Consider the following 18,686-nt stretch of genomic DNA (forward strand, 5'->3'; position numbering starts at 1 on the left):
AGGCGCGGTTCATGCTAGGCGGGGGCGGAAGCCCCCGTCACCGTCCGCGCCCCTCCTCATCCCCCTTGTGCGCACGCCCAACCCGAGCGCCGGAGGCGCGACTCAACCTAGGCGGGGGCGGAAGCCCCCGTCACCGTCCGCGCCCCTCCTCATCCCCCTCGCGCGCACGCCCAACCCGAGCGCCGGAGGCGCGACTCAGCCTAGGCGGGGGCGGAAGCCCCCGTCACCGTCCGCGCCCCTCCTCATCCCCCTGCACCCGTCCCTCCTAGCGCCGGAGGCGCGGCTCAGGCCTTCGCGCACACTAGCCGTCCGTCGGTCGTCGCCGCCACCACCATCTCCCCCACTGCCAACAGGCGCGTGGCCGCTGCACCCAGCGTATCCTCCGCCACGACCTCGCCCGCCAGGCTCAGCCACTGGAGCCGGCCGTCCTCGTGGGCGACACACAGGGCGTCTCCGCTGGCACACAACGCCGTGCAGGGGCTGGCGTCTACATGACGCCACACCTGTCGCCCGTGACCGTCCACCAGGTGCACGTCGCCCGTCGCCGAGGCCGCCGCGATCCCCCGGGGCGTCACCACCAGCCCGCGCGGGTCATCGCCGATGCTGTAGGTCCACTTCTTCACGCCCAGTCGGTCAATGCAATGGATCAGCGTGTCGCTGCCGACGGTGATGACCTCCAGGTCGCCGTCGCCATCCACTTCGGCCACGCACACGAACGGGAAGAGCGGGCCGGCGCTCCAGAAGTCGTTATAGTCCTCGTCTTCCCACAGCCGCAGGCCGTCGGGCGTTACGGCCGGGACGCAGAAGTAGACGGTAGCGACCGCGATCTCGTCGCGGCCGTCGTGGTTCAGGTCCCCCGCCACGACGGTCGTCACCGAGTGCGCCGCCGTGTCGAACGTCCAGCGCAGGCTACCCTCGGGGGTGATCGCGTGGACGCGCCAGGCGTCCGTGCCGACGATGGGCCACAGTCTCCCGTCGCCATCGAGGTCGGCCACGGCCAGGGCGCGCCCGTGGGCGGGCAGGTGCGAGTTGCGCGGCAGCGTCAGGCGCAGCCGCTCGCTGCCATCGGCGTGCAGCAGCCGCAGCAGGCAGTCGTGCCCCGTCGCGACGACGGTCGTCTCGGCCTCACCCCACAGCCGCGCGGCCAGGACGGCCCCGATCTTCCCCTCGGCTCGTGCCAACTCGATCAGTTCGCCCTCCGTGGAGACTTGTGCGATGAGACCGTCGTCGCAGCCGACGAGCAACGACGGCCGACCGGAAGCCGGCGCTCCCGAGGCCAGGCACGTCGCCGGCGAGGGGAGAGCCACTTCCCACACCGTCGCGTGGGCGGGCGTGTCCACACGCCCGCGACCGGCCGCGTGGGTGGGCGTGTCCTCACGCCCGCCACTGGCCGCGTGAGGACACGCGGCCCCACGCGACACCAGCGCCGTCAGCCGCTCCCCCTCCGCAAACACATGGCTCCCGGCGTCCTCCACCTCGAAGCCATCGGTGCCGATGACGACCGACCGCCCCTCCCCGGTCAGTAGCACCCGCCCCTCGTGCAGCCGCACCTGTCGCCGCGGCGCCTCAACCTTGCCGTTGGGCAGCAGCAGGTTCACGAAGCACGCCTGCTCGCCGGCGGCCAGGCGCACATGCTGCGTCTCGCGCAGCACCTGCGGGATGCCGGCGCCGAAGTGGTACTCCGGGTAGTTGAGGCTGTTGACCGACGGCGGCTCGGCATCCAGCCGCCGGGCCGAGTCGGTCGCCTCGATCACGTGGAAGTGCTCGCCGTCATGCACGGTGTGCAGGCCCCGGTCGGTCAGCTTCGTCTCCGCCAGCGTGCGCCACGTGCACCGCAGCTCGTAGTCGCCGCACTGGCGCGCCGTGAGCGTGTCCATCACCAGCGCGCAGTCGTTGCGCAGCCACAGGATCGTCCGCTGCCAGTCGCAGCCGTTGTAGTCCGGCAGCGTCGTCTGGGTGAACGCCCCGCCGCTGAACTCGAACGCCTTGTCCAGCCGTGCGGTCACGGGGATGTCGGCATGCTGCCCGTCGCGAATGACCATCATCATGTTGTGCTGCTGGGGCATGCGCAGGATGTAGTCACTCTCGGCCAGGAAGAGCCTCCCCCGCGCCTGGTACTGCAGGATCGAGTTGGCGTCCGGGTGTGCGTGCTGGCCCATGCCCATCCCCTGCAGCAGCAGGTAGTCATCGGTCGCCTCCCAGCCGCCCCGCAGGGACAGCTTGTCAAAGCCCTGCTCAGGCGGCACGGTGGGCGCCAGCGGCGGGGGCGGGTAGCCCGGGAAGCGCGGCAGGTGCCCCCAGCGGTGGATCACCGGGTCCATGGGCAGCACAAAGAGGCCAACACGCTTGCGCAGTGTCGGGCTGTCGGGTGCCACGGTCAGCCCTGCTGACCGTGCGGTAGGATCACCCAGCTCCCGGGTGAACACGTCGCTCGCCGCGGCCTGTGGCGCGTGCTGCTCCGCCAGCCACTTGTAGCCGGCATCGTGGTGCCACTCGGCTGCCCGCAGCAGGATGTTCCCGGCGCCCGTGCCGGTGATGTGGTAGCTCCCGCAGTCCCCGTAGGGCACCAGCTCGCGGGCGTTGTTCATGATGACCGCGGCCAGATCGGCATAGTGGCAGAGCTTCTCCGAGGCCGCGTACGAAGCGTCCCCCGCGGCCAGCGACACCCGCAGCAGGTGGTTGCCCACGAGCCAGTTGTAACCGGACCCACCCTCGTCGAACGACCGCCCCGCCGTGGCCGCCCGGGCGAACACCTGGAGGCTCTTGCGCAGCCATCCGTCCATCTCGGGCAGGCGGTAGTCATGCCGCTGCAGATACAGGCACGAGAAGAACAGGCCGGTGGCCGGGAAGGTGTGGTGGTTGAAGATCTGGTGGTCTTCGTCAGTGATGCGCCACTTCTGGTAGGTGATCGAGTCCTGGCAGTACTGGGCGCAGGCGACGAGGAAGTTGACGGCCATCAGCCGCTCCTCATCGGTGAAGAAGGGCAACTCTTCGACGGCGTCCCAGTCCAGCGCCATCCGGTCGGTCCAGAAGTCCACATGGCACATCTTGGCGAAGGTCAGCGGCACGCGCCCGGTGGCGTACGGGATCAGGGCCTCAACGAACGCCCGCGCCCAGCGCTCCTCGCCACTTTTCGCCGCTACGCTGAGGGGGTGCAGCAGCAGCGGCATTCCCGTCGCCGACTCATCGAGGCTCTGCAGACGCGGCAGCCACTCGGCCGGGTCCTCCGTCTGCACCGCCGGCCCGCGCAGGTGCAGCGGCGCCGTGGGAGCGCCGGCTTCCAGCCGGCCCATCAGCTCGGCCACGCTCGCCCGGCACGCCTCCGGCGTGTACCCCAGCGCGCACAGCACATTCGCCCCGTCTCCATACGGGTTGTGGACCGACCGCACCCTGTAGGACGCGTGGGAGCGGTCACCGACCGCGACCTCATTTGCCGGGTAGTCCCCGTCCCCCAGGAACCCCAGGTACTGCAGCGACCGCAGCAGCATGTTGTTGGCCGCGTGGCCGATGGCGACGACCGTCGTGCCCAGGCCCTCGGGGTTCCAGCACTGGGCCTGGTCGAGGGTCAGCACCGTGGCCCCGGTCAGCTCCTCGAGCTGCTGCTCCAGCTCCTCAGCGATGGCGGCGAACTCGCCCTCCCGCGGGGCGGCCACCAGGACCTCGTCCAGCGGGGTCTTCTCATACAGCGGGGCCAGCCGCGTGATGCGGCCGGGGTCCACATGCAGCTCAATCATGGCGCCTTTGTCGGCCATCGGGTTCACCTGTGGGGACGGACTGGAGTAACGACCGGGGGTAATACGCCGGGGGATGGGAGAAGACCTCCGCCGCGCGACAGCGGTCGGCAAACTGGCGCTGCCGCCCTAACGCTGGTACGCAGGCTGCGGCGAGTACGGTGTCCGGGAGGGAGACGTCGGCTGCGCCTGGCCCGGCATTCCGTAGGGCGACGCCTGCTGTCCCGGCGCTGCCGGGTTCGCCGGCCGCTGCGACGGCGTGACGCCGGGGGTCGGGACCTGCGAGGGGGTGTTCGCCGACGTCTGTGGCTGGCCAGGCGGCTGGTACCCGGGGGTGCTGGGCGCCAGCGGATGGGTCGGCGCCAGCGGGTTGGGGGGCAGTTGCGGCGGCGTGTAGGTCGGCACCTGGATCTGACCGGTGGGCATGAACTGCTCTGCGTTCGGGAAGTTCAGCGGCGGCGTCGTGTAGGGCCCCGAGGGCGAGAGGGATCGGGAGGGGGACGAGGCCGCGGACTGCGTCGGGGCTGACTTGACGATCGCCTGGGCGGTGTCGTATTCCTGGCGGATGGGCCTGATCCACGGGTTGTCCGGGTCCGTGGTCTCGGCCGCCTGCACGAACTTCCCGCACTCAGCCAGCCAGGCGAGGCCGTCCTGCACCTGGTTGGCCTCCCCCGCTGCGGCCGCGCGCAGCAACGCCGTCGCCCCCAGGAGGGCCTGGGCCGTGGACTTGATCCGCTTGGTCGAGCGCAGCGAGCGGTCCACCGGTCGCCGCTTCGGGTCCTTGTCACAACGCTTGATGCAGTCGCGCAGCCATGCGTCGCAGTTGTCCAGCGCCTTCGTGTCGCCCTGCTTCGCCTGCTCCAGGAGGCGCTCGAAGGCAGCCTTCGCCTCCTCCTCGCTCCAGAACTCAATGCACGACATCCCGCCACACAGCGATGCCTCGGACATGCACTCTTCCAGTTTGAGTGCCTTCGTGAATGACGCGCGCGCGCCGGCGAAGTCCTTGCCCTTGACCTGGCTCATGCCGCTGCGGTACAGGCTCGCAGCTCGCGCGTGCGGGCTGGTCAGGTCGCGAAACCACACGCCGGACATCGCGACGACGAGGAGACCGCAGATGATGCCCCCGATCACGCGCCCCGGGGGGATCTGTCCCGCCCTCGAGGCGCGGGTCCCCGCCGGTCGCTCGGCGGCCACCGGCGCCGCGGCGGTGGGAGACATGGGCTGTGGCGGGCCGGGCGCAATCGGCGGAAAGGGGGTCGGAGGCAGGGGAGCGGAGCGGGAGGGGGGTGCGGCGGGCGCCGGAGCGTCACCGGGCGCCTTCTTGCACCGCGGGCAGACCCTGTCCAGCTCCGGGGTCATGGCATAGCCGCAGTGCGGACAGCCTCCCCGGCCGGGGAGCCGCACACCGGTGGCGGGATGGTCTGGCATAGACGCCCCCTCCTGGTACATGTCGGTTAGTGGTTGATATTCTGCCCCGGTCGCCAATGTCCTCCCCGGTGTCGCCATCGCCCCCCGACATTCCGGGTGCGCACAGGAATCGCCATTCGCCCGGCGAAGGGGCTGCCGTCGCGGACTCCCTGCCACAGGAGGCGCCGCCCGTGCCAGCCCTACTCTCGTCGGTCATCGCCGTGCTGATCGCCGCTGTAGTCTGCGCCGCCGGCCCGCCTACCGTCGCCTACACCCCCGACGACCACACGCTCCTCCTACACCACTTCGAGGGCAACACCGGCCATGGCGGTATGGACGCCGACTTCGCCAGGGGCAACCCCTCGCCCGTCGCCGGCGGCGGCGCGCCCACTCTGGTCGCGGGCAAGATTGGCCAGGCCTTCCTGTTCGCGCCCAGCTACCGCGGCCTGCTCTTCGCCGGGAAGGGCAACTACAACCCGAAGCAGGGCACCGTCGAGTTCTGGATGCGTCTGCCGGCCCTCGTGCCCGGAGCGTGGCGGGCCACCAAAGGGCTGTGGCAGACCTACCAGGGCGACCTCGCCAAGTCGCGCCTCGTCATCTGCGTGGGTGACTTCAACTCCGCCCGCACCGCCAGCAAGCCGACCAACCTCGTCGCCGACCTGCTGGACGGCCAACTTGGCCTCAAGACCGACATCGGCAACTGGAAGCCGGACGAATGGCATCACGTCGCCCTGCTCTGGGACGCGCAGACGGCCCGGCTGCTGCTGGACGGAGTCCGCGTCGCGGAGGGCAAGCACCCGCCGCTGGAAGCCGCCCCGGTCTTCGAGGTCGGCAGCAACACCGTCGAGGCGCTCGATGAGCTGCGGATCTCGGACGTCATGCGCACCGAACTGGAGGTGTCCAACGCTGTGAAGCAGGAGACGTCCTTCAAGCCTCTCGCCGACAGCAAGCCCGAGGCGCCCCGGCCCCTCCCGCCGCTGCCCTCTCCCCCACCCCGGCCAGCCGTGGTCGAACTGAAGCCCGGCGTGCCTAACCTGTTCGTGGATGACTACCTGATCGAGACCCAGACCAGCCTGATCCGCCGCCTGGGGCAGGTCACCAAGGTCGAGCAGCCGGTCATCCGGGCCGAGGGCCTGTGGGAGGAGACCGCGGCCTTTCCCTTCAGCGGCGGCGCCCTGCGCCTGGGCGACAACGACTGGCGCCTGTGGTACCAGACCTACATCCGCTGGCGGTTGGGCAAGGATGGCACGAGTCTGTGCTACGCCACGAGCAAGGACGGAGTGCACTGGGAGAAGCCGAAGCTGGGGCAGTTCGAGATCCGCGGCGGCAAGGACAACAACGCCGTCCTGCACATGCCCATGGACAACGCCAGCGTCCTATATGACCCGGACGACAAGGACCCGCAGCGCCGCTACAAGTGCGTGGTCTACCAGAGCCTCGAGGAGGGGACGGGCTGCTACGGCTACACCTCGCCCGATGGGATCAAGTGGACCCGCACCCCGCACATCCTCATCAAGGGCGCGGGCGACCGCACATCGGCGTGGTACGACCCCCTGCGTCACAAGTGCGTCATCTTCACCCGCTACAACATGGTCTACCCGGGCCGCTACATCTTCCAGTCCGAGAGCGACGACTTCGAGCACTGGACTGAGCCCCAACTGCTCTTCGACTATTCTGCCATAGACAAGCCCAAGGGCGTGCAGCACTACGGGGCGGGGGGCTTCGCCTATGGCGACATGTACGTGGGGTCCCTGGAGATGTTCCACGTGCCGTACCGGCGGCTGGACACGCAACTGATCTGCAGCCGCGATGCGAAGTTCTGGCAGCGGGTGTGCGATGGGGAGGTCCTCTTGCCCAACGGGCCGGAGGGCAGCTTCGACCACTTCTGGGCCTTCCCGGCGGCGACCGCGCCGATCCGGGTGGGGAAGGAGCTATGGTTCTACTACGCGGGCCGCGGCCACCCGCACGCCGGCCCCGCGCCGCCAATCTGGCCCGGCGAGGACGACGTCGCCAAGCCCCACCAGTCCTACTGGGCGAGCACCGGCCTGGCGAAGCTGCGGGTGGACGGCTTCGCCGCGATGGACGCCAGCGGCGAGGTGGCGACGCTGATCACGGTGCCACTGCAACTGCGGGGTCTGTCCCCGGAGGGGCGGCCGCAGGCCGCGACGCAGGGGGCTGACCCCGCTGCCGCTCCCACCCGGGGTCAGCCCCCTCCCGGCCCTGCGGGCCGTCCAGGGACAGACCCCTTGGCGCTCTTCATCAACGCCGACGCCGACAACTTCCCGGCGGGTAGTTCATGGCTGAAGGTCGGCCTGATGACACCGGACTTCACCCCGATCCCGGGCTTCGAGGCCGACAAGTGTACTCCGCTGAAGTCCGACAGCGTGGAATGGCAGGCCACGTGGGAAGGCAAGCCCGACCTGAGCAAGCTGGCCGGCCAGAAGGTGCGGCTGCAGTTCCAGCTCCTCAACACACGGCTATACTCGTTCACGGTCAGGTGAGGGGGCTACTGCCCCTTGGTGATGGTGACCCCCGCCACTGCCAGCTCCCCGGTCCCGATGACCGCCAGCCGGAAGTCGCTGCCGTTGGTGCGGTTGGAGAACCGGGCGTCCTGTAGTGTGAACGTCTCGCGCCGCCATGTGTTCGTGCCGCCGAGCGTCACGCGTCGGCCGTCCTTGAAGGCCCCCTCGTGTATGCTCGCCTGCGGGTCCAGCGAGTCGTACTGCAAGATGAACCCCTCCGCGCCCCCGTCGTAGACCTCGACCTCGATGGTGATCTCCCCCGGGTCCAGGTCGAAGACGAAGCCGTCATCCAGCGCGAAGTAGACGTACCGGCCGTGCGTGTCGTTCGGGGCGCTCTGCAGGCACCGCTTGCCGCCGACTTCCGCCTCCACGGTCAACCCGTCCCCGGCGTTCGACACCTTGACGCCCCCGTCCGCCCGGCCCTTGCCCAGGTCGGCCTTCAGCTCCGTCGCCCGCGCGTACGGCCCGATGGTCAGCTCCACTTGCGCGCCGGCGTGGAACAGGTCCGCGTACTTGCGGGTCAGCTCGATGTACTGCCGCCCGTACTCCCTGGACTCCGCCACATCGGTCCCCTCGTGGAACTCGTTCCACGTCTCGACCATCACCAGCTTCGGGCGCCGCACCGGCTTGTAGTGCAGCAGCCGCTCCCAGTTGCCGGCGTAGAACTGCCCGTCCTGGCGCGGCACGATCAGCGGCTTGCGCCCGCGCACGGCCGTGTGGTCGTAACCCGGCCCCACCGCCGCGCAGCCCGCGAGGCTCAGCCCGCTCACGGCCGCGCCCCAGTTGCAGGTGCTGTCCGCCTCGCCCTGCCAGCCGGTCTGCTTGATGAGGTAGGGGTTGACGCCGAAGTCCTTCTGGAAGCGCTCGCGGACGTACGGGAAGAGCGCCGGGTCTTGCTTGGCGGCGAAGCCGGGGGAGTACAGCAGGATGAGTGGCCGGCCCTCGCGCGCCGCCCAGTGGCGTGGCGGGATGTAGCTGAAGAAGTCGCGCACGGTGCAGTAGAACCATGCCTTGCCGTCGGGGGTGCTCAAGTCTACCTGCCGCCCGGCGCGGTTGTGCGCCAGCGTGGAGGTGTCGTAGAACAGCGCGACCTGCGGGTGGGCCTCGCCCGCCTGGTCCATCTGGTCGCAGGCCTCGACCAGGTGCGGCAAGCCCTGGAAGGACCAGGCCTCGTAGCCGCTGGGGCAGCCCCAGTACACCGGCGCGGCGAAGTCCACCCCGGCGGCGGTGATGTCCGCCAGTTGCCGCCGCCACCACGCGGTCGAGTTGTAGCTGTAGTCATCCCAGCTTGGCGGGTGGTCCTGGCAGGCGTCGCCGCCGTCGGCGTACTTCACATGCGCGCCGGAGACGACATCATACCAGTAGAACAAGTAGGTACCGATGAGGGGCTGCTCGGCCTCGAAGCTCCGCACCGCAGTCAGGTCGGCCGCCTTGAGGCCGATGGATGGTCCCGGTGCGGCCGGCTCGGCGAACCATGACTCCTCGGCGCACAGCCCCGGTGTGAGTGCGAGACAGCACAGAGCCACGAGCATGGGGCGAAGCATGGCGCTGCCCTCCTGCAGTTGTGTGAGGCCCGCCGCCCGGTACGCCCGACACTCCTATCGGGCGACCACTGTTACAACCTTCACCGCGCGGCCCGCGACCTCCTTGCCTGGAGCCCCTCCTCAAGACGACGGGCGCCGCCGGAGGTCGGCGGCGCCCGCGAAGGCAATCACGTGCGTGTGGCACTCAGAACGGGTTATGTCCGTACAGCCGCGAGTTATCCGACGTGTAGGCGCTGTTGAAGATGGTCTGGCGTGTAAGCCACTTGCCGTGCCCATCGAGGAAGGTGACGTTCGCACCGTTGTTGTGGCGTGAGCTGCAGCGGTTCTCGTCGTTGCCGTCACCAGCGCCATTGGGATGGGCGTTGGGGTAGTGGAGCCAGCAGTAGATGATCTCATGGCCGCGCGGGTCGGTGCTGGAGGTCTGCGCATCCATGAAGATGGCGGCCTGAGCCGGGTAAGGGATGCTACCGAGGGAGACACCGCCTCCGCAGCCGGCGTTGTGGTTGTAGACGATGCCATAGTCGGCGTTGGTGCCATGCGGGCTGCAACTGGGGCACTGCAGGACTTGCGTACTCTTCAGGTACGGCGCGATGACCTGATACCAGTGCTTGCAGCTAGTGGCCGTGCAGCCGTGGTCGCCGTACGGGGAGGTCATCTCGTCATAGTCCTGGCAGTACTGCATCTCCGCCAGCCCCAACTGCTTGATGTTGCTCAGGCAGGACGACTGCCGCGCCTTCTCGCGTGCCTTGGCGAAGACCGGGAACAGGATCGCCGCCAGGATGGCGATGATAGCGATGACCACCAGTAGCTCAATCAGTGTGAAGCCACGTGTGCGCATCTCGATCCTCCTTCTGCAGGTGCACGATACCCCCTACCATGATGATTTGCCGTCGTGCCATATTCCTCCTGCTTTGGCACCAGAACATTCCGCGCCCAACGAAAGACCGTGTCCTGGCAAGACATGTGAGCAGACTTGCCCACGGCGGCAAACGTTTCGCCCGCTCCTGGCCACTAAGACCCTGACGCGTCACGCATACCACCGGGCAGGACGACCATGACCATACACTTGCTGGCTCGATCTCGGCTTCGCCTCGGCCCCGACAGGATCCGTTCCCGCGATCGCGACGCGTGGAACGAACTGGTGGCCCGCGAACACCAGCGCCTGTTCAATCTCCACCTGCGCCTGTGCGGCGACCGTGACACCGCCTCCGACCTGACGCAGGAGACCTACAAGGCGGCCTTCGAGACCGCGCACAACTTCGCGGGCCGCTGCACCGCCGAGACGTGGCTGTACGGGGTGGCGCTCAATGTGAACCGCAACTGGCGGCGACGCCAGGGGCGGGTCAGCCCGCCGGAGATCGCCGACGAGGCCCTCCCCGACCCGCAGCCATCGCCGGAGCAACTGGCGTTGCTGCATGAGCAGAGCCACCTGGTGTATGCGGCGGTGGCCGGGTTGCCGGAGACGTATCGCGAGGTCGTCGCGCTGCGCTACTTCGCGGGCGTGCCGGCGGTGGAGATCGCGGCGGCGGAGCAGATCCCGGCCGAGACGGTGCGCTGGCGCCTGCACCGGGGGCTACAACTGCTGTGGGCGGCCCTGGCGCCGCAGCTCGGAAAGGAGCAGAACCATGACACGGCGGCCAACTGAACAACTGACCCCGTTGGAGGAGACCTTGACGCACCTGCCGCAGGAAGAGGCCCCGGAGGGGCTGCAGGACCGCTGCCTGGCGGCGCTGGACGCGGCCGGGCCCGAGTCGTCGGAAGAGCCCGAGTCGTTGGAGGGGCCGGCTACCAGCCGGCCCAAGCGTCCGATCCCCTGGAACCACTTCGCCGTGGCGGCCGCGGCCAGCCTGGTGATCGCGCTGGTGGCCATGCCGCTGCTGCTGTCGCCGGCCAAGTCGCCTCGGCAGCCGATCGTCAGCGCGGAGGGACCGGCCGGGCCGTCGGCCGCGGCACAGCACACCTCGTCTATGGCGGGTGGCGTCATGTACGAGGCTGCCGACGTGCCCGGTATGCCGGAGCGCAAGCCGTCCGCGGGAGCGCCCGGAGGCCCCGCCGCCATGCCCACCTCACCGGCGCCGGCCCGCGCGGCCCGCGCCCCGAACGCCACCGCCGCACACAAGGTCATGGTCGGGCGAGAGGACATCGACCGCCTGCAACCGAGCGCCACCGTACCGGCCGTGCCGCCCATCGCCGCGGGTGCCGAGATTCGATCTGTCGTGCCGGCGCCCTCCCAGCCCTGGTACGACCGCTCCGAGGGCCGCCAGAAGATCAGCCGCCGCGCGATGCAGATCGAGGCGCCGGACGTGGAGGAGACCTACCAGCAGATCGTGGCCGCCATCGAGAAGGCGGGGGGCTACATCGAGCGCGAGGATCTGATGGTGCAGAAGGGCCAGCCGGACCGGGCGACGATCTCGGCCCGCGTCCCGGCGGCCGCCTTCGACGCCGTGGTGCAGCAACTGCGCGGCCTGGGGAAGCTGCTGAAGCTGACGGGGAGCAGCGAGGACCGCACCCAGGAGTACAAGTCGCGCGGGGCGGACATCCGCGGCCTGAGCGCCGCCGAGCAGGACCTCATGGACCACTACGCCCGGGAGCGCAACGCCAGCCGCAAGCAGGCCCTCAAGTGGGAGCTGGACTCCCTGCGCCGGACGCTCCACGAGGAGAAGCAGGCGCTGCTGGCGCTCGCCGCCGAGACCAACTTCGCGTACCTGGACATCCAGATCGTCGAGGGCAGCAGCTTCTGGCACAGCGTGAAGGAGAAGTCCGCCGACGCGCTCCCCATCGCCATGGCGATCGCGCTGGCCGCCCTGCCCTTCTTCGTGGTGGGGATGATGTGGAGGCGGCGAGGCTAGGCTGCGACGCGGCGGAGTGACGAGAGTCGCGGGGTGCCCGCCGTAGCGCGTAACGCGCAGGCGGACGGGGCCCCGCGACTTGCCGTGCGTCCGCCGGGGGCCTGATGCAGCGAGGGGAGAGGAGGACCCTCGGGTGTGTCGCCCCTCCGGGGCTCTGGGCGGGGGGAGGGATGGTGGGAGCCCTGTGGACGGGCGCTCCCGCGCCCGCCTAGCATGAGCCGCGCCTCCGGCGCTGACGGCAGCGGCCCTTGCCCGCCGCTACTAGCCCATGCCGGTACGTCGTTGCCGTCGCCCATGCCCGGTGCCGTTGCCATCGCCCAGTGCCCGGGTGCCGTTGAGGCCCGGAGGGCCGACTCAATCTAGGCGGGGGCGGAAGCCCCCGTCACCCCCGAGCCCCTCCTTCCCCTCGGTGGAGTCGTGGGGTGCCCGCGCGTGCGGGGTCGGGTGGGTCGCCCCTCCAGGGCTCTGGGCGGGGGGAGGGATGGTGGGAGCCCTGTGGACGGGCGCTCCCGCGCCCGCCTAGCATGAGCCGCGCCTCCGGCGCTGACGGCAGCGGCCCCCTCTCCTGTTCCGATGGGAGCCCCGCAGGGGCGGCATGTCTCACCCGCACTTCACCGTCAGCTTCTCCCCCGCCCCGATCACGACCGCTTCGGCGAAGCACACGTCCCCCTCGCGCACCTCACACGCCGCCCTGGTCTTCCCCAGCTTCGCCTTCACCGTCTTGCCCTTCAGGAACGGCAGCCCGAGGCGCTCCAGACGCAGCTCGCCGTACAGCACCTTGAGCTTGGCCCCCTGCTTGTCCGCCTCGAACACGCCCCAGGCGCCCTCGACGCACCAGAAGCAGCGGAAGCCCCGGTCAAGATCGAGGGGAGCGAACGACAGCCTCGCCCGGGTCATGTCGAACTGGAACCCGCTGAAGGCATTCAGCAGCGCATAGCTGGCCATCGAGCGCGCGTAGTTGTGGCCGCACTCGATCTCGTTCCATGGGTTGCGCCGCTCGCCGTCGTAGCGGTCGCGCACCCCGCGCACCATCGCCAGGCCCTGCTTGACGCCGCCCTCCATGATGAGGTGGCAGGCCGCCTGGTACTCGAAGCCGTGCATGGTCTCTTCGGAGTAGGGCACCGGCACCACGGGCTTGCGCCGGCCCGCGGGCCACTCGACCATGACCGTCCCGGCCTCGTCGTTGAGTCCGAAGATGCGGCACGGGTTGAAGTGCTCGCGCAGGCTGGGCTTGAAGTTGTGGCGGTGGATGGCACGCAGGGCCTTGCGCACCCGCCCCGGACGGAAGATGTCGCCCAGGCCGCACAGGCTCGCGTGCCACTGGGCCAGCACCTGGTCAATGCCGCAGCCCGCGCCGATCTGGTACTTCAGCTCCTTGTGTTCGGCATCCCAGTAGGCGCCGAAGACGCCGGGGTCGGCGGCCCTGTAGGGCTCCAGTACGCTCCGGTCCTCGAGGCTGACCTGCTGCTGATAGTACTCGCCATTGAACAGGTTGTCCTCGACCCACTCCTGACCCCGCGCCAGCAGGTCGAGGTACTGTTCCGCCGTCTCCGGCTCGCCGCAGGCCTCGGCCATCTCGGCGGCGGCCTTGAGGGCGGCCAGGTAGAAGCCGGTGAGCCAGGCGTTCGGGCCGAACAGCTCCATGTCCAGCGTGTGGTGCTGCCGCCCCCAGAGCACGCCGGTCCGGTCCGGGTCCCAGCGGTCGGTGTTGGTCGGCGCCCAGGCGAACTCTAGCGACTGCTTCACGCGCGGCCACAGGGACTTCAGCCAGGTGGTGTCGCCGCTGATCTTCCACTCCCGGTAGGTCTTGATGACCCCGCCGAGCTGCCCGTCGGCGCAGGGGCGGAAGCCGGAGCGCTGCCGCCCGATCGGCAGTTGCAGCCGGAAGGCCATGCCCCCGTCCTCGCGCATGTTGTAGCGGTAGTCCAACTCGCGCATGGAGCGCTCCAGCTTGGGGAACAGGAACGGCAGGGCGTAGGCGTAGTTCCAGACATGCTGACAACTGCCCTCACAGCACCCGGCCTCGCACCCGCAGCCCTCAAAGCCATAGAACGACCCGTCGGTGAGGCGCAGCACGGTCGGGCTCTTGAGCAGCGAGATGTTGGCCGAGACGGCGTCCACGACTTCCGGCGGCAGCGTCGAGGCGAACAGCGCGTCCCTGAACCGCAGCGTCTCCTCCTGCAGCCGGTCCCAGTGCTTCAGCGCATACTTCGCCGTCGCCGCCGAGCCGTCGAACAGCGTGGCGTAGTAGTGCTGCCAGACCGCCGGCTGGCACTCCCCGCAGTCGCACTTCGCGGGGTTCCAGTAGTTGGTCATGTTCGGGCAATGCCAGGCCAGCACGAAGCGCACCGTCGCGGTCTCGCCGGGGGCGACGGTGATGCGGGCGGCCAACGTCGCGTGGTCATGCCCGCGACCCTCCTCCGGCTGGTAGCGGCGGTTGCGCAGCGCCCCCGGCTTGGTGAAGTCCTGCCAGTAGACGCCGAGGTTGTCGAACCACGAGCCGCGGAACCAGTACTCCTGGTGGCTGGCCTGCGCGGCATCGGTGGCGATGGTCAGCTCGCCCTTCGCGGGGTCGGCGGCGTCGAGGACAGTCTCCTGCAGCGCGATCGCCCGCACGCCGCCTGCCCGGCTGGCGGTGTTGACGGCGCCCCGGGCTGCGGGATTCCGCGTCGTGAAGGCGACCGTGTAGTCGAGGGTGTCGTGGCCCGTGTTGGTGACGGTGATCTGGAAGAAGGCCGCCGGGAGGCTGGAGTCGGCATCATTGAGCGGGATGAACGGATTGAAGGCCCGCAGGCGGACTTTGCCCGGGAAGCGCGGCTCGCGGAAGGCGATCTCGGCGACGGGGAACTCGCCCCGGAACTCCACCTCGCGGAAGTGGGGCAGGCCGGCCAGCGAGTCGCGCGACACGCCGAAGCCCGAGCCGAAGTACATGCTGCGGCTGGCGCCCACGTACGGCGGCGGCTCGTCGCCATGCAGCACCCGTGCGTCGAGCACCTCCCCCTCGCGCTCGGCCTTGATCGCAAAGTGCGTCTGGCCGTTGGTGCTACCCTTGGCGGGACGGCCGAAGATCTCCCAGTCCAGGAGCCGGCCATTGCCGCCCAGACCCACGCAGCCGCTGCCGATGCCGCCGAGGGGGAAGGAGATCTGGCTGAGGTTGCGACCGGTGTAGACAGTGCCCTTCTTCATTCGTGGGTCTCCTGCAGGATCGGGTTACGGGACAAGGCCGTGGGTGTCGCGTCGTGTGTGACGGGCCCCACGGCCGGCGGCGGGGCCCGGCGCACACGACGCGACACCCGCCGCCTACGTCAGCTCCTCGCACAACTCCCCCACCAGCCGCACGAGGTTCATGTCGCCATTGGGCGGCACCTGGTCGGCGGCGCCGAGCACGAACTTGCCGTAGTCCCAGTGGTGCGCGACGATGCTCTCGACCTGCCGCTTGATGTCGTCGGCGGTGAAGGGCGGGGCGAACATGGCCCCCGGCATGCCGCCGAACAGGATCAGGTCGGGCCCGGCCAACTCCCGCAAGTCGGCGACCGCCACATCGCCGCATGGCTCCGGCGTGACCGACTCCGCGGCGTCCAGCCCCGTCGCCGCCATCAGCGGCAGGATGCCCTTGAGCGTCCCGTCGACATGGGACAGCGTCTTCTTGCCGTGATCGTGCAGCTTGCGGATCTGCTCGGTGTAGAAGTCGAACTGGTAGTCACGGAACAGGCGGGTGACGACCTCGCCGGTGAGGTTGTCGCAGAACTCCACCAGCGGCGCCGGCGAGCCGCAGATGACGTCAATGATCCGCGCGTTGCGTGCCAGCATCACCTCCACCGTCCTCTCCACCTCATCCCTCGCATCGGCGAGCAGGTACGACAGGTTCGTCACGCCGCACCATTCGGCCAGGAGCGAGGAGATGCCCCCGCGCGGGATCGCCGCCACGTGGATGCCCTGATCGCCGGTCAGCTCCAGACCCCGCAACCACGAGTCGTAGGCCGGGAAGATCTCCTGGGCCTCGTACATGTAGCGGATGATCGCCAGATGCTCGGGCGCGGACACGGGGTACTGCAGCCAGGCCGTCGTGCCGGCGAAGGGCATGTCCGCCTGTACCCCGGTCATGCTGCCGCAGGGGCTCGTGTACGTCGTGATGACCCGGTCGCCGTCGCGCTCCTGCCGGGTCTCGATCTGGGCGTCGCTGTGCGAGCCGTAGACACCCGTGAAGCCCAGGTACATGCCGCAGTGGTGGTCGCGATGGAGGCGCACATAGCCTTCCTCGCCCTGGTACTGCTCGGGCAGGTCGCCCTGCAGGCTGTGGGCATGGCGCCAGTAGCCCAGGTCACCGAACCACGGCAAGTGGTCGGGGCGTTCCCCGGCGAAGACGGCGAGTAGTCGTTCGCGGAAGGTCATCAGCAGCCTCCATGGTGGGGACAGACCCCTCACGCCTCCCCCGGCTCCAGCGCCAGCGCGGCCGGGTGCCACGGCGGCGCGGGGCGACTGACCGTCAGCACATAGGCCGCCGTGGCCCCGCCGTCCTTGGCCGCGCGGGCAGCCTGGTTGACCGTCGCGCCGGTGGTGTAGACATCATCAATCAGCAGGATGCGCTTGCCGTCCACGGCGTGACCCACCGCCGCGAACGCCCCACGCACGTTGTCCTCGCGCTCCTGGGGCGTCAGGCGGATCTGGGGCGTCGTGGGCCGCGTGCGCGCGAGGCCGATGACCAGGGGCAGGCCCGTCAGGCGTGACAACTCGGTGCTCAGCAGCAGCGCCTGGTCGAAGCCGCGCCACTGGCGTCGTCGCGGGTGCAGCGGCACGGGCACCAGGCAGTCCACCTGCCCCAGCGGCAGCCCCTGTGGCGGCTCCGACTCCACCGCGAGGCGGTCGGCGAGCAGTCGCGCCAGGGGGCCCTGCAGTCGCCGCCGATTGTGGAACTTGAACTGCAGCACCGCCGTGCGCAGCGTGGCCGTATGGATCCCGACTGACCGCGCGCCGTCGTAGTACCGCCGCGTCTGCGCGCACTCGGCGCAGATGTCGCGCGTGACCGGGCTGCGCGGCAGCAGCGCCCCACACAGCCGGCATTCAGGCGGCTCATGGGGCAGCACCTGCGCCAGGCACGGCGCGCAGAAGGCCTCCGGCCCAAGCGTGTCGCAGACCTCGCAGCGCGGTGGGTAGAGCAGGTCCAGGAGGGCCTGGAGGATCGAGCGACCGGCCGAGGCACTCATGTCGCGCGCCACTTCGCCGGGGCGGGACGGCTCCCCTCCCGCCGTCACCTCGCCTCAGCCCCCCAGGTCCTCGACGCGCCGCAGGTAGGCGGCCATGTCGAACTTCCGCCGCAGCCCCGCCGCGTTCATGGTGCGGACCTTCCCGAAGATGGGCCGCTCCATGAAGGGCCGGTCGTGCTTGCCGAAGCACCAGGCCACATTCGCGAAGGACACCGGGTCGCGTCCATCCAAGAAGTACTTGTTGTTCAGGCACAGAATCCGGCCGAACGCCTCGCGCGGGTCAGGGCTCCACGCGATGATCTGCTTGCCCCAGTACATCCGCATGTACCCGTGCATGAAGCCTGTCAGCAGCATCTCCCGCATGGCGGCGTTCCAGTACTCGTCATGCGTGTCGGCGGCTTCGAGCTGCTCAAGCGTGCACACGTACGGCCGCCGGTCGTGTGCGTGCTCGCCGAGCGTCTGCGCCTGCCAGCCGACGAGGCAGTCGAAGCTGTCATAGCGGGGGTTGTGGTGGACGAAGTTCATCGCCAACTCGCGCCGGACGAGGAGCTGCTCGAGGAAGCGCGCGGCCCCGTCACCGCCCACCTCCTGCGCCATGGGCGCCACCTGCAGCGGCGAGATCTGCCCGAAGTGCAGGTAGGGGCTCAGGTGCGAGGTCGCGTCGGGACCCGGCTCGCGACTCTGCTCGGGGTAGGCGGCGAGCCCCTCGCGCAGGAAGCGGCGCAGCAGCTTGAGCGCCTGGCTCGTCCCGCCGGTGAAGCGCGAGCCGCTGCCATAGCGCGGCAGCGCCGCCACACCGTCGAGGCCGTCGGTGTCGAGGTCGTCGCCGTGGAGGGGCCGGATACTATCCGGCCCGCCGTTCGCCTCTCCCCCCTCCCATCGTCGCCTCAGCCGCTCCCGCGCCACCGGCCGCAGGTACTCCCCCAGCAGCTTCGTCAGCTTCGGCCGGAGCGTGTACGCTCCGGCCTCCTCCTTGCCTGACACCTCATCCACGGGCACGACGACTTCCGTCTCGACTTGCACCACCCGGCACGGGGCGTTCCGCGCCACCTGCTCGCGCCACTGCTTCTGCAGGCGCAGGTAGCCCCGGTCGCACACGAGCAGCGACGCCTCCCCGGCCAGCGCCAGGGCTGCCGCCGGGGGCTGCCGCCGCTCGATGGCCAGGGGGATGTCGCGCTTCGCCAGCGCCGCTGCGGTCTCCCGCAGGCCCTCCAGCATGAACCGGTAGTGCCGCTCGTTGGCCTCGGGGAAGTGTGGCGTGAGGCCGAAGACGACGCGCAGGGGCTGGTCGAGGCGGTTGGCCTCGGCGATGGCGTGCTCAAGCGCCGGGTTGCACTCGGCGCGCTGGGCCGCCTGCATCCAGTACAACACGTACCGGCCCGGCTGCACCGGCCGCGTGTTGAGGTCAGTCACGCGCGCGTTGGCCATA

General features: G+C 69.8%; 11 protein-coding genes. 3 read left to right on the forward strand and 8 right to left on the reverse strand.

Features of this window, described 5'->3' with window-relative positions; translation table 11 throughout:
- Positions 1-284: 284 nt before the first annotated feature.
- Entirely contained in the window at positions 285-3,752 is a 3,468-nt protein-coding gene (locus LLH23_06515; protein MCE5238128.1) for a hypothetical protein, read from the reverse strand.
- 108 nt (positions 3,753-3,860) lie between these two features.
- Positions 3,861-5,159, reverse strand: coding sequence for a hypothetical protein (locus LLH23_06520; GenBank protein ID MCE5238129.1), 1,299 nt, complete (start codon positions 5,157-5,159; stop codon positions 3,861-3,863).
- 170 nt (positions 5,160-5,329) lie between these two features.
- On the opposite strand from LLH23_06520, the gene LLH23_06525 reads away from it, so the two are divergent.
- Positions 5,330-7,639, forward strand: a complete 2,310-nt coding sequence (locus LLH23_06525; GenBank protein ID MCE5238130.1) for a hypothetical protein — start codon at positions 5,330-5,332, stop codon at positions 7,637-7,639.
- Positions 7,640-7,644: 5 nt separating this feature from the next.
- On the opposite strand, the gene LLH23_06530 is transcribed toward LLH23_06525, so the two are convergent.
- Positions 7,645-9,204 carry a DUF5010 domain-containing protein gene (locus tag LLH23_06530; GenBank protein ID MCE5238131.1) on the reverse strand — a complete coding sequence of 520 codons (1,560 nt, stop codon included), beginning with the start codon at positions 9,202-9,204 and terminating at the stop codon, positions 7,645-7,647.
- Positions 9,205-9,388: 184 nt separating this feature from the next.
- Entirely contained in the window at positions 9,389-10,042 is a 654-nt protein-coding gene (locus tag LLH23_06535) for a DUF1559 domain-containing protein (protein MCE5238132.1), read from the reverse strand.
- A 216-nt stretch (positions 10,043-10,258) separates the two neighbouring features.
- On the opposite strand from LLH23_06535, the gene LLH23_06540 reads away from it, so the two are divergent.
- On the forward strand, positions 10,259-10,849 hold the full coding sequence (locus tag LLH23_06540; protein MCE5238133.1) for an RNA polymerase sigma factor: 591 nt from the start codon (positions 10,259-10,261) through the stop codon (positions 10,847-10,849).
- Complete coding sequence (locus LLH23_06545; GenBank protein ID MCE5238134.1) at positions 10,830-12,053, forward strand: DUF4349 domain-containing protein; 1,224 nt, start codon at positions 10,830-10,832, stop codon at positions 12,051-12,053. The genes LLH23_06540 and LLH23_06545 overlap by 20 nt, the downstream gene beginning before the upstream one ends.
- A 600-nt stretch (positions 12,054-12,653) precedes the next feature.
- Here LLH23_06545 and LLH23_06550 read toward each other — a convergent pair.
- The 4 genes from LLH23_06550 to LLH23_06565 all read right to left on the reverse strand — a co-directional run bounded on the left by LLH23_06550 (position 12,654) and on the right by LLH23_06565 (position 18,685).
- Positions 12,654-15,239, reverse strand: a complete 2,586-nt coding sequence (locus LLH23_06550; GenBank protein ID MCE5238135.1) for a non-lysosomal glucosylceramidase — start codon at positions 15,237-15,239, stop codon at positions 12,654-12,656.
- Between the two features lie 114 nt (positions 15,240-15,353).
- Positions 15,354-16,445, reverse strand: coding sequence for a hypothetical protein (locus LLH23_06555; GenBank protein MCE5238136.1), 1,092 nt, complete (start codon positions 16,443-16,445; stop codon positions 15,354-15,356).
- A 29-nt stretch (positions 16,446-16,474) separates the two neighbouring features.
- Complete coding sequence (locus LLH23_06560) at positions 16,475-17,257, reverse strand: ComF family protein (GenBank protein MCE5238137.1); 783 nt, start codon at positions 17,255-17,257, stop codon at positions 16,475-16,477.
- Positions 17,258-17,311: 54 nt separating this feature from the next.
- Complete coding sequence (locus tag LLH23_06565) at positions 17,312-18,685, reverse strand: deoxyribodipyrimidine photo-lyase (GenBank protein ID MCE5238138.1); 1,374 nt, start codon at positions 18,683-18,685, stop codon at positions 17,312-17,314.
- Position 18,686: the final 1 nt, after the last annotated feature.

It is taken from the genome of bacterium (genome assembly GCA_021372615.1).
Taxonomy (GTDB): Bacteria; Armatimonadota; Zipacnadia; order Zipacnadales; family UBA11051; genus JAJFUB01.

Coding starts and splice junctions, on each gene's coding strand:
- LLH23_06515 (MCE5238128.1), bottom strand. CDS start 3,752: ATGGCCGACAAAGGCGCCATGATTGAGCTGCATGTGGACCCCGGCCGC.
- LLH23_06520 (MCE5238129.1), bottom strand. CDS start 5,159: ATGCCAGACCATCCCGCCACCGGTGTGCGGCTCCCCGGCCGGGGAGGC.
- LLH23_06530 (MCE5238131.1), bottom strand. CDS start 9,204: ATGCTTCGCCCCATGCTCGTGGCTCTGTGCTGTCTCGCACTCACACCG.
- LLH23_06535 (MCE5238132.1), bottom strand. CDS start 10,042: ATGCGCACACGTGGCTTCACACTGATTGAGCTACTGGTGGTCATCGCT.
- LLH23_06540 (MCE5238133.1), top strand. CDS start 10,259: ATGACCATACACTTGCTGGCTCGATCTCGGCTTCGCCTCGGCCCCGAC.
- LLH23_06545 (MCE5238134.1), top strand. CDS start 10,830: ATGACACGGCGGCCAACTGAACAACTGACCCCGTTGGAGGAGACCTTG.
- LLH23_06550 (MCE5238135.1), bottom strand. CDS start 15,239: ATGAAGAAGGGCACTGTCTACACCGGTCGCAACCTCAGCCAGATCTCC.
- LLH23_06555 (MCE5238136.1), bottom strand. CDS start 16,445: ATGACCTTCCGCGAACGACTACTCGCCGTCTTCGCCGGGGAACGCCCC.
- LLH23_06560 (MCE5238137.1), bottom strand. CDS start 17,257: ATGAGTGCCTCGGCCGGTCGCTCGATCCTCCAGGCCCTCCTGGACCTG.
- LLH23_06565 (MCE5238138.1), bottom strand. CDS start 18,685: ATGGCCAACGCGCGCGTGACTGACCTCAACACGCGGCCGGTGCAGCCG.